The sequence below is a fragment of the Endozoicomonas sp. ALD068 genome (genome assembly GCF_049310145.1).
Classification (GTDB): Bacteria; Pseudomonadota; Gammaproteobacteria; order Pseudomonadales; family Endozoicomonadaceae; genus Endozoicomonas_A.
Genome location: NZ_JBLYNU010000004.1, coordinates 6256820 through 6272610, shown reverse-complemented (window position 1 = coordinate 6272610; position 15791 = coordinate 6256820). Strand labels below are relative to the sequence as shown.

At 50.5% G+C, this 15791-nt stretch carries 3 protein-coding genes; all 3 read right to left on the bottom strand.

The annotated features are described in order from the left end of the window. Positions 1–149: 149 nt before the first annotated feature. Positions 150–7736 carry an AAA family ATPase gene (locus ACO6V5_RS23070; RefSeq protein WP_422413412.1) on the bottom strand — a complete coding sequence of 2529 codons (7587 nt, stop codon included), beginning with the start codon at positions 7734–7736 and terminating at the stop codon, positions 150–152. A gap of 125 nt (positions 7737–7861) precedes the next feature. Continuing rightward, on the bottom strand, positions 7862–8005 hold the full coding sequence (locus tag ACO6V5_RS23065) for a hypothetical protein (RefSeq protein WP_422413414.1): 144 nt from the start codon (positions 8003–8005) through the stop codon (positions 7862–7864). 254 nt (positions 8006–8259) lie between these two features. Then, positions 8260–15633, bottom strand: coding sequence for an AAA family ATPase (locus ACO6V5_RS23060; RefSeq protein WP_422410442.1), 7374 nt, complete (start codon positions 15631–15633; stop codon positions 8260–8262). Between the last annotated feature and the right edge of the window lie 158 nt (positions 15634–15791).

Here is a 15791-nt window from a genome sequence, read left to right as displayed (position 1 = left end):
GCGTCTTCGATAAGCTCTACAAAAGACTCCGACCGATAAATATGTTCTTCTATCTTCCCAGTTAAAATCTTGGGTAGCCGCTAACACCAGAGCTGACGGGCTGGCAAAGCCAGTCCCCGACAAGCGAGTTGTTTGGTGCACAGAGACACCTAACACATATTCAACGATTTATAGATCGAGTTCAAATTCATGCGATTCAAAAACTCTTCGGCAATTTTTAACAGCTCATCGGATTTGAGTACCAGAGCGTTATTGGCGTTGAGTGCCTGTTTTAAACAGCTATCCTTGATAGATTTCTGAAACGATAAAGAACTATCAATATTACACATCATGAAAAACAGCTCTTCTGCTGAAGCCGGGTCATGAGCGCCATAGTAGTCGGGGTCCCTGGAGTCCCCGATGTAAGCATTGGCCCAACAATACGTCAGGCAACTGCCTTTTGTGTGTGTCACTTCATACAGGTAATGAATGACAGCCTGCTCAATCGTTTGCGTACATTTGAATTTTAAAACATGCAAAAGCTTTCTGTCCTCCCATGACACCTCAAGGGACTTCAGAGTGGGTTCGTAACTGCGCTTGATGGCACGTTTTTTTTTCTCCATGCAGTCAACATCCATTTCACTATCAGGATAAGAACTATCCACTGCATCCAGCTCATGTTGGAGTTGTTTTTCCTTTGCCTCATATTGATTGATCTTTTCCAATAACTGCTTCAAGTCGGGGTTGTTCCTGGCTAACAGGGTTTCGATCTTTTTATCCATCACTTCGCTGCGGAAGGAAGGTCTTCCCATAATAATCACCGGACGGCAGTTCGCAGTGCCCGGGGTTAACTTCACAAATGCGGGGAGCTGCTCCAGCATTCGTTCTATATTCGGGATGCCCTCAGGTTCGTCCGTCCAGGTGTTTTGTAAAGATGGACTGGCCATTTTATCTTCAAGGAATGGTGAAAATCCGCCATGACAATGAGTGATGAACGGGACATTACCCTCTTCACTTTGGAAGTCTTTATAACCCAGACGCCATACCTGACTATTTTTTTCCCTGGACAACAATTCCCTGTACCACTTTTTCAGGCAGTGGGCGGCATTAACCTTGAGTTCATCGATGCCTTCCAGACACGCCAATAGATCATGATGTTCATGGGCTCCCACAATATGGTGTTCGTAGACAGACAATGGATCCAGCCAACCCGATTGCAGTGCTTCCCAGGCAAAGTGAATAACCGCAGGGTTGTCCAAGTCACTGTATTTGAGTATATCCACCATTGAACTCAGCCACTGGCAGGGGTCTGCTCCGCACTGAATAATCATTTTTGTGTGCAATGACTTGAGTGGTTCAATGACCTGATTTGCATCACTGCCGGACAAGATTGGTTTGACTGCCTCCGACATCGGTTTCCAGGTATACCCATCGGGGTCATGCACATCACCGATCAATTGCTTTTCCAGATGGCCCAATGTTTTTGTCTCCAACATTGAGACACCCATGGAAAAACCGGCTAAATCTTTTTCTTTCCAGAGATTCTTAACCATTTCGAAAGTACCTGGATTTGTGTCTGGTAATGCATTGTTTCTCTCAAGGGCTTTGTTCAGTTCCTCAAAACTGATACCGCAGGCTTTGGCCAGAGCTTGCTGTTGTGCTGAATCAGTTCCTTTCAGGAGATCCTTAATTTTCTTTGATGCAGTGCCGGAACTACCGCTCTTCCGGGTGGGCTGGAAGTCAGGTGTGATTTCTGTTGTCTGCACAGGCTCACCGCCCAAATCCACTGGCTCCCAGGTTTGGCCTCTATCCACAGAATACTCAGCAAAGCTGTGGACAAGGTTGCTTATTTGCCGACATGGAATCCCGAAATAACGACAAAAAGCGATAAAAACAGGCACACGATGACGACAGCTACCTTGCCGCTGTGTGACGAGGAATTGAAAGAAATTGTCACTACTCTCGGGTCGGGCCTTACCAGAAAACTGCTGGCAATAGTCAGTGATCGCCTTAATGCGTTGCCTCGTGTCCTCAGTGCTTTTCATTGTCTGTAAAAGCGCCTCTACTTCGGCTGGGTATTGGTCAGTGGTCGTAAACAGCTCATCCAGTACATTTTTCATAGCCTCTGAACACTGGCTGTCGGAATCTATTGACCGTTCAGGCCGGGTTCCTTTAGTGCTCGTTTTTCTGGGTTCTACGACGTAAAAAAATTGAATACTCTGCCAAGCGCTGGCCTCTGGAATAGTCAGTGAGTGAAGCCCTGTATATCGATCCCTGACCAGGGTAAATGGCAAATCGGGTTCGATACGCAAAGCCACGATATAGTCGTCAGGCGTCAGGCTGGGCAAGTCAAATTGACCGTTGCAGGATGATCTCTTGAGGGTCGCCAGCGTCTGATCTTCGGCTAATGTCACTTCCTGATCATGCCCTGGTAACCGGGCAGGTATGAGGGTTTCAATCCCAAGAGTGGGTTTGTCATTAATGACGATCCGTTTGACATCACCTTCAGCAGTCACGTAAATCTCCTTTGCCCACCAGCGATACATATGGAAAGAAGGGGTCTGCGTATTAAAAATTTTATGGACGTTAACGGGTGACTTCTCCTGATTTTCATAGTTCGTGTCCTGGTCCAATGTCGGAGTCTGTTTCTGTTGGACTTCCGGATCGTATTGTTCAGGAGCCTTATCATCGCCGGTTTCGAACGCTTCGCTCATAGACCTCTCCACCCAATGGTTTGGCAGATCCCTTATCTGATGCCAAAACCCGGGACATAACTGAACTTCGTGGGCGTTCAATGGGACTATCCGCTGATCGGCCTCTCGCAGATAAGGCTGGGATGCCGGTAATTTCAACGTTTGTTTTTCCTCTTCGGTCAGGGGAAATACACTATCAGCGTCTACACCTGTCCGGCCAAACTCATGATTAAACCAGCGGTGCTGCCAGTATCGGTACAGTGCTCCGGTGAAAATATCGTCCGACGGATCGGGCTTCAGGGAAAGACCAGATGCCAGCCACTTTGCCTGAGCCATCATCCTGATGATTGCCGTTCTGGCTGCCTTTTCAGTCAGACGAGCCTTGAAACGAATTTCATGGCGTTTTTCATCAATACTGTTGAGATCACTGCGTCGTATTAACCACGGACGGTCAATGCCCGATACCATTTGGTTGAACCATTGGCAAAGTCTGAAATCAGGCTCACTTTTACCCATGGCAAGAGCCAATGACTCAGGCAGTTTCTCCACTGACAGGTCAGCGGCCATCAGATAAAGTCGGTAGTGCTGATCGAGGCATTGATAAAGTCCTTTTTCGCTAAAGTCGCCCCTTCTGATAACAGCCCTGGCGACATTTTGTAAATCAAGGCTGGAGGGCTGTAACGGCAGGTTATTGCGTTGCAGGTAAGTCCTCAATCGACAATGTTGCTGAGTCAGCCATTCAGCCACCATTTTCCCTTTTGGGGTCTGTGGCAACACTTTCTCAGCGATGGTCTGCAATTCGGCCCGGTTATACTGCCGGATGGGCAAATGTCGAAAACGCCCTTTCAGGGCCGGTGATAAAGGTTTTCGCCCACTGTACTCAAGAGGGTTGATGGTGGCGAACAGGTGGAAACCCGGATGAGCGTCACCGGCCAGAATATCGTTTAACTCACCTTCCAGATGCTGGCTGCCGATCAGATTCATTTCCGAAATAACCACTATGCCGCCATGGACTTTTGCCGTCTGGATCGCTTCACACACCTTGTCCCAGGAACAATCACAGGCATTCAGGGGAAAGACCTCCGGCATGGATTCTCCCCGTCGTTCAGCCTGCTGTCTGAAACTTTCGATCACCAGGTTCAGTGTGACATCTTTACCCCGTCCGACCGGTCCTTCAATCAGTGTCGCCTGTCTTCCGTCGTGTTTTATGTTGAGATGATAAGCCTGCTGACAGCGGCTTAAATCCTGTCCAAGCCGTTGTACCAGTTCAATGACTGCCGATCCGGAGGTATCAAACTCAGGTCGGATCTCTTGGCTGAATGTTTTGAAGGCCTGCTGAATATCTGACAGGGTGTGATTATGAACTTTGTCACTCAGGCTGTTCTCCGGTTCGTAACGGGTAGCAAACCAGATTTCCAGTGCCAGCTGGGCATCCTGATGAGTCCCGGTAATTTCGGGACCCAGTACATCCAGAAAGCCCTGTTGGATCAAACTGTTGATTTGTCCGGAGGTAACGGGGTCATCTGCGGGCAGCGCACGATCCAGATACCAGCCCACCCAACTGCAGATATCCGTTAAATCCCTGGGGGTAAAGTCATGCTCAGGCAACAGCTCCTGATAATGTTGCCAGAGCACCATCACAGTTCCGACAGTATTGCGTACAATGTCGTTTATTTGCTGCTCTGGCAGATGCCGTTGCAACTGATTGACCAGAGCCGGTTCCACCACTCTATCCTGAAGGAAAGCCTGATCCAGGCGTGGGTAGTAAGCCCTGGGCAGTTTTTCCCTGAGGGCCGGGTCCAGCTGGCGTCCGGCATAATGATCCGGGTTGCCGGTGAGAATCACCCGGTGTTTTTCGCTGACCCTGACAGGATGACCATTCACATAAATGCAGGGTTGCGCTTCCCACAAGCCGTTCAATGTCGCCAGCAATCCGGCCCGGGCCAGGTTAGCCTCATCCAGCACCAGGGTGATATAGCTTCCTCCAACACAGCCTTCGTCTTTGTGAGTTCCGGTATTGGCCCATTCCATCAATGCCCGGTTTTGTTGCGCCATAGAGCGGTCGCCGTCGGCGTGTTGTTGCCATTGCCAGCGTTTCATCAGGGTTTGTTCGCTGTCAGAAGGTCCAAGGGAAATCACCGCAGCCTGTCCTGAAGCCCTCGCCATTTTGGCGGAAAAGTAGCTTTTCCCGGTGCCGGTTTCCCCCTCGAGGAATATAACGGGAGAGTCTTTAAGCCGGTCATGGAGTCGGGATAATCGACGGTTTTCACGATCCTCCTGACTCATCTTGCCGTGATAAAGATCCCGGGCCAGTGCGGACAGGGACACATCGGCAGAACCCCACCATTTCAGTGATTCAGACAGCCGATTTTCTATGCGTTCAACGGGTTCTGCCTCAGAATTCGCTGTTCTGGCCATGTGAACACAATCGCTGGCCAGAGTGTGGATGGCTTCGTATCGGGTCTGCCCCGGTGGCAGAAGTAACTGCCAGCCAGAAGCCAGTGCATCTTGCAAACGTTTAATCTGTCTGGTTGGTCTGGTGGCTAAGGATTGCCAGGGCTTTGTTGCCGCCGGATCGACTGCCAGCTGATAGGCTACAGCATTTCGTTGTTTTTCCGGTGCGTGGGCCAGGATTATGGCACAGAGCCTGTCCATAACTTCTTTTTCACCCTGCACTGGAAATGGACTTTCATAGGACAGTTGTAATTTGGCATCTTTAAAGACTGCCGGGTCAAAGGCCCGGGCCAGCTGCCACAGGTTCTGCCTGACAAACTTTCTATTCAGTCGCGGGGTGCTACTGATGATGGTCGCTAACAGATCCGCGTCTACCGAGGCGGCTTGATTCTCATCCGGCTTTTTATGGGCATCCGTCGTCTTGTCCGGAAACAAGTGCCAACAAGCCACTTTCATAAAATCCCGCACTGACGGATTCTGCCGGGCACCATGGGTGATGACGCTGTTGATGGCCTTGCGCCAATGGCGGGTCAGGAGCTGAGGAGACTGGTCAACCTGCTGTGCTCGTCGGGCAGCCAGTATCAGGTTATTCAACAGGCCTTCGGTCATTTCTGGCAGAGGGTTACACAGGTGGGCAGGTACGGTTTCAAACGCTTCGTAAAGTGAGTGCAGTGCCTGTTCCGGCAGTTCAGTGCGGGAGATATCATGCCTGAGGGCATTGATATCCCAGAGATTGACCTCAGGACAGGGGTTAGCCGTGGCGACCATCGAATTAAATATTGAAGAGGGGCTCTGCACAGACTCAGGCCAGAGTAGGGTGACATTAGCCTGCGGGTAGGCCTGTAATTGGCCATTGACCAACAGAGGTTGCCCAACCGCCAGGGGTTCCAGAAGTTGCTGAAGTGTTGGGTTAGTCTCCAGCCCGCGCAATACCACCGGCTTGCCAGCGGTTAATGTCTGCTGCAAGCCACTCTGATGTCGTCCAAAATGTGCCTTTTGTTCCGAGGTGATACGGATATTATCAAAAAGCTGGCTGAAGCTGGTCTGTTCATTCACCTGAATAACCAGGGGGGCTTGCGGGTAATGATTGATCCAGTGACTTACCTGGGCCTGTTGCTGATAAGTGACTGCATTAAAAGCAGACTGATCTCTGATATTGAACAGAGGTTGTTCATGGTTTTCTGCCAATCCCAGGGCTTCTGGTTGCTGTCCCGGATGAGCCACCTGAAGTCGGGGCGTCAGGCCGGTTGTGTCGCGAATAGTCTGCAGTGAACCCAGCAAACGAAACCAGAGAGCCTCAGTGAGGGGAGACGTTATGGTCACTGCAGCACCCGCCTGAATTTGCTCCAACAGACAGGTATTAGGGGCTGCATAGCCTCCCTGGGCAATGGCAATCGGGCTCAGCCATTCTCTGATATTAACCTGGTTAATAATGATCGGGCCTGGTGGTGCGTGCTTTTTATCAGATCCTTTGTCAGCTTCTTTGTCACCTTCTTTGTCGCGAGAGCGGGACAGGCTTTGGAACAGTGAATGAAGTTCGTCATTCCCTACCGGCATTTGATAAAACTGAACATTGTCGGATAACTGACAAACCTTGCCATTGCTCTCAAAGCGCTGTTGCGCCAGTATCTGTCGAATCGTTTGTTCAAAGGTCAGATCCTGCCAGTTGGCCCCTTTCAGAATCACCGTTTGTCCGGTCCTCAATGATTCAAGCCTGCCAGGAATGTGCCGGATTCGCCCCTGTTGATCCACTCCGGGGCCGCCCAGAAGCAACTGTCGCCAGTTATTGTGCAAGTGACAGTCAATAAGAACGGTATTATCCAGAGCAATTTCGGCACTGGGGTATTCAGGCAATATCGGGGGAGCCTTGCAGCTGGTCATTGATGGGGTATTGCCGGTCTGAGTATCGAACTGCCAGGTATTTCCCGGTCGATTAATTCGCCGCCAGAAATCGGCCCCCGGTGCGTCGGCCCCCGGTGCGTCGGCCCCCGGTGCATCGGCCCCCGGTGCTTCCCCACGTCTGCCAACCGATCTCAACTGTTCAGGAGCCGCCAGCACCAATAGAGAAACATGCTTGCCCAGAGGACGTTTCCTGTGCCTGACTTTGTCGTACAGACAAGGATTATCCGGGTCCAGTAGATCGTTAAATTTCGGCAGTTCAGCGCTGGTGAGTTTTCTGATATCCATCACCAAAGTTAATGGCTGCGAACCTTCGAACAGCTTGCCTGAGCGCAGAGTGTGGCGACCATCGCCGGAAATGCTCAACCGGCTCACCAGGTTAGCCTTTGAGAGGTCATCGGGATGAGAAATAAGGGCGACATCCCGATATTTATCGCCGGTTTCGGCAACTAAAAGCTGTCGAACCTCATCGTCACTGGCAACAAAACGAAAATCGAAGGAATGAGGGGTTATTGGGGGCGGGGAATTGGCTGAGAAAAGACTTGTCGTCCTGTCAGGCAAGATTATCGGAGGTAAGGATCTATTGAGTTGGGGGGTTGAGCAGACCTCTGCAATCTTTGCCGATGCGTACTGATTCGCTTTCTTGGCGGGCGGAACATTATTATTATCAGGAAAAGCTTTGCTTTTTTGCCCAACAATACGACCATCCATAGTCAATCTCCCACCTGTTATCCGAAGGACTGTACTGAAATTGTTTAAGCGTAAGACCTTCAGAAAGGATGGAAGTTCCGTAAGGACAGTTACCCAAATCCACTCTACAGGGGACAATTCTCCCGTCATTCCCGCGAAGGAGAGGCTGTCGCAAAACTCTGGTTCCCGCCTTCACTCCTGTCATTCCCGCCTTCACTCCTGTCATTCCCGCCTTCACTCCTGTCATTCCCGATTTCATTCTCGTCATTCCCGCGAAGGCGGGAATCCACACTGACTCACCACCAGAACCATACTGCCCGGTGCTCCCCTGGCCTTGTCATCCCCGAGAAGGCAGAGATCCACCGTTGGCGCTGGATTCCCGCCTTCGCGGGAATGACGAACTCAGAGCATGGGAACGAGCTGTTGGAGTTTTGCGACACCCTCAGAGCGTGGGAACGAGCTGTTAGAGTTTTGCGACAGCCTCGAAGGAGCGTGGGAACGAGTTGTCAGGATGGCCTTATGGAACATTTATGGGCAGCTATCATCAGAGGAATAAATATTCTGAGTCAAACATCGAATTCAAATTCACGGTGTTCAAAAACTCATCGGCAATTTTTGTCAGATCGTCGGTTCTGAGCACCAGAGCATTATCGGCGTTGAGTGCCTGTCGTAAGCAGTCATCCTTAATCGATTTCTCAAACTTATAATCGCTATCAATTTCACCCATCATGGTATCCAGCTCTTCTGGTGAGGATGGATCATGGGTGCCATAGTTGTAATTGTATTGGGACCTCCTGATGTGAGCATTCACCCAACAATACGTCAAACTGGCGTTTTTTGAGTGTGTCACTTTATAGAGGTAATGACTGAAGGCCTGCTGAATTATCGGGAAGCATCTGCGTTTTAATTCCTCAAGCCTTTCGTCTTCATAGGGCACACCAGGGGACTTTGTTTTGATTTGTTCCGATAACTGCTGCAATTCCGGGCTGTTCTCAACGACTCGTTGAAACAGGACTTTGCTCTTTTCAACAATCATTGTCTCTGCCCAGTGAGGTTCCCCCAGGATAATCACCCTGCGGTGGTTAGTATTGCCCGAGATTAACTGCCCAAACGCGGGATGTTGCAGCAACATTCGTTCTATATCCGGAACTCCCTCAGGTTCGTCTGTCCAGGAGATCTGTATAGATGGGCTGGCTATTTTATTTTCAAGGAGTGACGAAACGCCATCATGAGAATGATCAACGATCAAGTCAGTACCTTCTCTCTTTACGAAGCTTTCATAAGTTAACCGCCATAGCTGGCTATTTTTTTCTGCGGACAATAATTCCTTGTACCACTTTTTAAGGCAATGTCCGGCTTTAAACTTAAACTCATCGATACCTTCGAGACTCACCAATAGTTCATGATGTTCGTCAGCATCTATAATTTCGCCGTCAGAGGTTGGCAGTGGGTCCAGCCAACCCGATTTCAGGGCTTCACGGGCAAGGTGAATCACCGAAGGCTTGCTCAGGTCGCTGTTTTTCAGCAGATCCACCATTGAACTCAACCACTGCCGAGGGTTTGCTTTGCCCTGAACAATCATTTGTGAGTGTAACGATTTGAGTGGTTCAATGACCTGATCTTCATTACTCTCGGACAATGCTTGTGCTATCACCTCCGACATCCTTTTACCGGTATGCTCACCGGTGCCATCAAGAACATCGGTCAGCTGCTTGATGAGATGGCCTGATGTTGTTGTCTCCATTGACTCTATGATTGAGACACTCAGGGAAAAACTGGTTAAATCTCCTTGCTCCCAGAGCTTCCTTGCCAATTCAGGAAGACTCAGATGGGTTTCTGGCAATGCACTGTTTGTCTCAAGCGCTTCTTTCAGTTCCTCAAAATTTATGTCAAGGGCTTTAGCCAAAGCTTGCAGTTGTGCCAGATTTGCTCTTTTCAGAAGATCCTTAATCTTCTTTGACTCAGTGCTGGAAACACTGATCCTTCTGGTGGTCTGGAAGACAGATTCGATCTCTGTTGTATTTGCGGGCGCTCCGCCCAAATCCACTGAATCCCAGGTTTGCCGTTCATCCGGAGAATACTCGGCAAAGGCGTGGGCCCGGCTATTAATTTGCCGACAGGGAATCCCGAAGTAACGACATAAAGCAACAAAAACAGGCACACGATGACGACAGCTACCTTGCCGCTGTGTAACAAGGAATTCAAAGAAGTTCTTATTGCTCTCTGGTTGCGCATCTCCGGCAAACTGTCGGCAATATTCGCTGATCGCCTCAATGCGCTGCGTCGTGTTTTTAGCGTTTTTTATTTTCCATAAAGGCAGCTGTTCTTCGGTTGGGTCTTGCGGGTCTTCAATGGTCTCAAACAATCTGTCCAGTACTGTTTTCATACCTTCTGAACAGTGGATATCAAAATGTGTTGATTGTTCTGGCCGGACTCCTTTAGCAGCTGTTTTGTTGTTCGATTCTCTGGGTTCTACGACATAAGTACACTGAATACTCTGGTTGGCTCTGGGCTCTTTAATAGACAGTATGTGAAGCCCGGTATATCGACCCCTGACCAGGGTAAATGCCAAATTGGGTTCCAGACTCAGGGCCACGATATAGTCGTTAGCCCTCAGGCTGGGCAATGGATATTCACCATTAGCATTCTCTGATGACAGCTCAAGGGTCGCCAGCGTTTGATCTCTGGCTAATGTCACTGTCTGGTCACGCCCGGGTAACGATGTTGGTATGAGGGTTTCGAACCCCTGAAGATGTTCATCATCAAGATCGATCAGTTTGACATACCCCTTAGCCGTCACATAATTATCAGTTGCCTGCCAGCGATACATGTGGCAAGAATGGTCCTGCGTATCAAAAATTTTATAATCGTTAAGCTCTATCTTCAGATCCTTATAATTCGTCATTTGGTCCAATGTCTTGGCTTTTTTCTCCTCGACTTCCGGGTTGTATCTTTCAGAGTCGTCAACCCATTGGTTCGGCAGATCACTGATCTGATGCCAGAACCCGGACCAAAATTGAACTTCATTGGCGTTCCATGCAGCTATCCGCTGATCAGCCTTGCGGACATAAGACAGGGAAGCCGGTGCTTTCAGCGTTTGTTGCTCTTCTTTCGTCATGGAGAAGACGCAATTAACGTCCACGCCCGTCTGGCCAAATTGAACACCAAACCAGCTTTGTTGCCAGTGTCGGTAGAGTGCCCGGGTGAGTATGTCGTACGACTGTTGAGGCTTCAGGGGAAGACCGGACGCCTGCCATTTTGCCTGAGCCACCCTCTTGATGATTTCAGTTTTGACTTTTTCTGGATGCAGACAAGTGTTAACACGAATTTCATGGTTTTTTTCATCAATACTGTTGCGGTCACTGTGTCGTATCAACCAGGGGCGATCAATGCCCGATACCGTTTCATTGAACCAATGGCAAAGATCAGACTCCAGCGCTCCTTCACCTAAATTCGGGAGCGATGACCCGGGCAGTTCCGCCAGCGATATTTTGGCGGCCATCAGATAAAGCCGGTAGTGCTGATTGAAGCATTGAAGAAGTCTCTTGTCGGTCAAGGCGCCCTCTCTTGCAACCGCCCTGGCGACATTCTGCAGATCAAGGCTGGTCGGCTGCAGCGACAGGTTTTGCTGTTGCAGGTAAGCCCTTAATCGACAGTGTTGCTGAGTCAGCTCTTTAGCCACGATTTTCCCCTCCGGGTTCTGTGGCAATACTTTCCCGGCAATGGTCTGCAGTTCTGTCGGGTTATACTGCCGGATGGGCAGATGTCTGAAACGCCCTTTCAGTGCCGGTGACAAGGGTTTGCGCCCGCTGTACTGAGGCGGGTTGATGGTGGCGAAGAGATGGAAGCCCGGATGAGCGTCACCGGCCAGAATATCGTTTAACTCACCTTCCAGATGCTGGCTGTCGATCAGATTCATTTCCGAAATCACTACGATGCCGCCATCGACTTTTGCCTTCTGGATCGCTTCACACAGTTTGTCCCAGGAACAGTCACAGGCATTCAGGGGGAAGACCTCAGGCATGGATTCTCCCCGTTGCCTGGCCTGCTGTCTGACAGTTTCAATCACCAGGTTCAGCGTGGCATCTTTACCCCGCCCGGCCGGACCTTCAATCAGCGTTGCCTGACGGCCGCCGTGTTTTATGCCGAGATGATAAGCTTGCTGAGCGCGGCTTAAATCCTGTCCCAGTCTTTGCACCAGTTCAATGACTGCTGATCCAGAGGTATCAAACTCAGGTCGGATTTCTCTGGTGACTGTAATGAAGGTCTGCTGAATATCTGACAGGGTCTGGTTACGAACTCTGTCGCTCAGGGTGTTCTCCGGTTGGAATCGGGCAGTAAACCAGATTTCCAGTGCCGACAGGGCATCCTGATGAGTTTCGGTGATTTCCGGCCCCAGTACATCCCGAAAACTCTGTTGGATCAAACTGTTTATTTGCTCACAGGTCACACTGCCGCGAGCGGGTTGGGCACGATCCAGATACCAACCCACCCAGCTGCAGATATCGGTTAAATCCCTGGGGGTAAACTCATGCCCGGGCAAGAGTTCCTGATAATATTTCCAGAGTACCATCACACTGTTGCTGGCACTGTGTACAATGTCGTTTATTTGCTGCTCCGGCAGATGCCGTTGTAAATGCCTGACCAGAGCCGGTTCCACCACCCTGTCCCGGAGGAATGCCTGGTCTAACCGTGGGTAGTAAGCTCTGGGCAGTTTCTCTCTCAGGGCCGGGCCCATTTGGCGCCCGGCGTAATGATCCGGGTTACCGGTGAGAATCACCCGGTGTTTCGGGCCGACATTGACAGGATGACCATTGACGTATACGCACGGTTGCGGTTCCCATAAGCCGTTCAATGATGCCAGCAATCCGGCTTTGGCCAGGTTGGCTTCATCCAGAACCAGAGTGACATAGTGTCCATCCTTCCCGGACGGAGTGTTGGCCCATTCCATCAGCGCCCGGTTTTGCAGTGTCATGGAACGGTCACCCTCGGTGTGCTCTTGCCACTGCCAGCGTTTCATCAGGGTTTGTTCGCTGTCAGAAGGCCCAAGTGAAATGACCGCAGCCTGTCCTGAAGCATTCGCCATTTTGGCGGAAAAGTAACTTTTTCCAGTACCGGTTTCTCCCTGCAGGAAGATAACGGGAGAATCCGCAAAGCGTTCATGGAGTCGGGATAATCGTCGGCTTTCACGATCCTTCTGGTTCGTCAGGCCGTGATAAAGATCATCGGCCAGTGCGGATAAGGGCTTATCCGTGGACCCCGTCCATGCCAGTGATTCAGACAGTCGATTTTTTATGTGCTCAATGCCTGCTGCGTCAGAATTGGCTGTTCTGGCTATGTAAAAGCAATCGCCAGCCAGAGATTGAATGCCATGGGATCGGGTCTGCCCTGGTGACAAAGCTAACTGCCAGCCAGAAGCCAGTGCATCTTGCAAACGTTTAATCTGTCTTGTGGGTCTGATGGTTAACGATTGCCAGGGCTCTGCCGCCGCCGGGTCGACTGCCAGCTGATAGGCCATTGCCTGGCGTTTTTCTTCAGGCGCATGGGCCAGGACAATGGCACAGAATCTGTCCAGAGCTTCCTTTTCACCCTGCACTGGAAATGGACTTTCATAGGACACTTGTAATTCACTGTCCTTAAATACCGCCGGATCAAAGGCTCGGGCCAGTTGCCAGAAGTTCTGCTTCATAAACGTTCTATCCAACCGCAGAGCACCATTGATGATGGTAGCTAACTGATCCGGGTCTACCGAGGTGGTTTGATCCTTAACCGGCGTCGTATGAACATCGGGCAGTGAATGCCAACAAGCCACTTTCATAAAATCGCGCACGGACGGATGCTGCCGGGTGCCATGGGTAATGACGCTATTGATAGCCTTGCGCCAGTGGCCGGGTAAAAGCAGTGGTGACTGGTCAACCTGCTGTACCCGTCGGGCAGCCAGTATCAGGTTATTCAACAAGTCTTCGGTAATTTCAGGCAAAGGGTTACAAAGGTGAGCAGGTACGGTATTAAACGCATTGTAAACTGAGTAAAGTGCTTGTTCTGGCAATTCAGTCCGGGGGATATCATGCCTGTCCGCATTGATATCCCAGATATCGAAGTCAGGACATGGGTCAGCCGTGGCGACCATCGAATCCAATACCGAAGAGAAGCCCATCACGGACTTGGGCCAGAGTATTGCGACAAGGGCTTTTGGGAAGGCCTGTAATTGGCCATTCACCAACAGAGGTTGCCCTACAGCCAGGGGTTCCAGAAGTTGCTGAAGCATTGGATTAGTTTCCAATCCCCGCAATAAAACCGGCGTGCCAGCGATTAATGCCTTCTGCAACCCGCTCTGACGTCGCCCAAAATGAGCCTTTTGTTCCGAAGTGATATGGATATTATCAAAAAGCTGGCTGAAGCTGGTCTGTTCATTGATCTGGATGACCAGAGGTGCTTCCTGCAGATAATTGATCCAGTGGCTTGCCTGGGCCTGTTGATGATAAGTGACGATATCAAAGGCAGTGTGCTCTCTGGTTTTGTCCTGCAGGCTGGACACAGGCTGCCCATCGTTTTCTGGCAATCCAAGGGCTTTCGGCTGTTGTTTTGAGTGCATCACCTGAAGTCGGGGCTCCAGGTCACTCGTTTCGCGAATAGTCTGCAATGAACCCAGCAAACGAAACCATAGTGCCTCATTAAGGGCAGAGGTTACAGTGACTACACCACCCGCCCGAATTTGTTCCAACAAACAGTTGTTAGGGGTTGCATAGCCTTGCGGGGAAATAGCAATCGGGTTCAGCCACTCACTAATGTTACTCTGGTTAATGATGATCGGGTGTCCTGAAGCGTCACCCTGGCAGGACAGGGTTTGAAACAGTGAGTGAAGCTCATTACTGTCTACCGACATTTGATAAAACTGAACATCGTCGGGTAACCCACAGATCTTGCCATTGCTCTCAAAGCAGTGCTGCGCCAGTATCTGTCGAATCGTCTGTTCAAAAGCCAGGTCCTGCCAGTTGGCCCCTTTCAGAATGACCCGTTGCCCGGCCCTCAAACACTCAAGCCTGCCGGGGATGTGCCGGATTCGCCCCTGTTGATCCACTCCCGGCCCGCCCAGCAGCAACTGTCGCCAGCTGGTGTGCCTATGGCAGTTAATTAAAACGGTACTGTCGTCATCCATAGCACTTTCGGCACAGGGGAGTTCAGCCAATAGCGGAGAAACATTGTCTACGTCCATTGATGGGGCATTGTCGGTTTGCGCCTCGAACTGCCAGGTATTTCCCGGCCTGTTAATTCGCCGCCAGAAGTCAGCACCCGGAGCGCCGGTCGCGGGTGCATCTTCACGCAGACCAACCGATGCCAACTGCTCAGGGTCGGCCAGGACCAATAGCGAAACATGCTCGCCCAAAGGGCGTTTCTTCTGAATGACTTTGTCGAACAGACAGGGAGTATCCGGGTCCAGCAGATCATTAAACTTTGGCAGCTCTTCGTTGGTGAGCTTTCGGATATCCATCACCAGAGTGAGTGGCTGTGAACCTTCGAACAGCTTGCCCGAACTCACAGTGTGGCGACCATCGGCGGAAATGCTCAGGCGGCTCACCAGGTTAGCCTGTGCAAGATCATCGGGGTGGGAAATAAGGGTGACATCCCTATTCTCATCGCCGGTTCGGGCAACTAAAAGCTGTCGAACCTCATCATCACTGGCGACAAAACGAAAATCGAAAGAATAAGGGGCCTTTGGGAGCGTGCAATCCATAGAGAATACGGAACTCGCTCTGTCAGGCAACATCAACGGATTTGATGATGTCTTGGTTTGGGGAGTGACACCAGAGCAGACCTCTGCAATCTTAGATGATGAATATCCTCCCTGTCTCTTGGCTGGAGGTAAACTATTTTCAGCAGAAGGTTTGCATTTTTGCCCAACAATACGACCATCCATAGTGAATCTCCTACCTGTTATCTGAAGGACAGCATTGCCATTGTTTAATGGTATGACCTTCAGACAGGATGGAAGTTCCGTCAGGATAGTTATACCAATCGAACTTTCTAACTCCCTATTGCGCTGAAGATTTGTGCCTTAATCCTGCGTTGGCGATC

What these genes read in the sequence shown, in the direction of transcription:
- ACO6V5_RS23070 (WP_422413412.1), bottom strand. Translation starts at nt 7,736, where the DNA reads ATGGATGGTCGTATTGTTGGGCAAAAAAGCAAAGCTTTTCCTGATAAT.
- ACO6V5_RS23060 (WP_422410442.1), bottom strand. Translation starts at nt 15,633, where the DNA reads ATGGATGGTCGTATTGTTGGGCAAAAATGCAAACCTTCTGCTGAAAAT.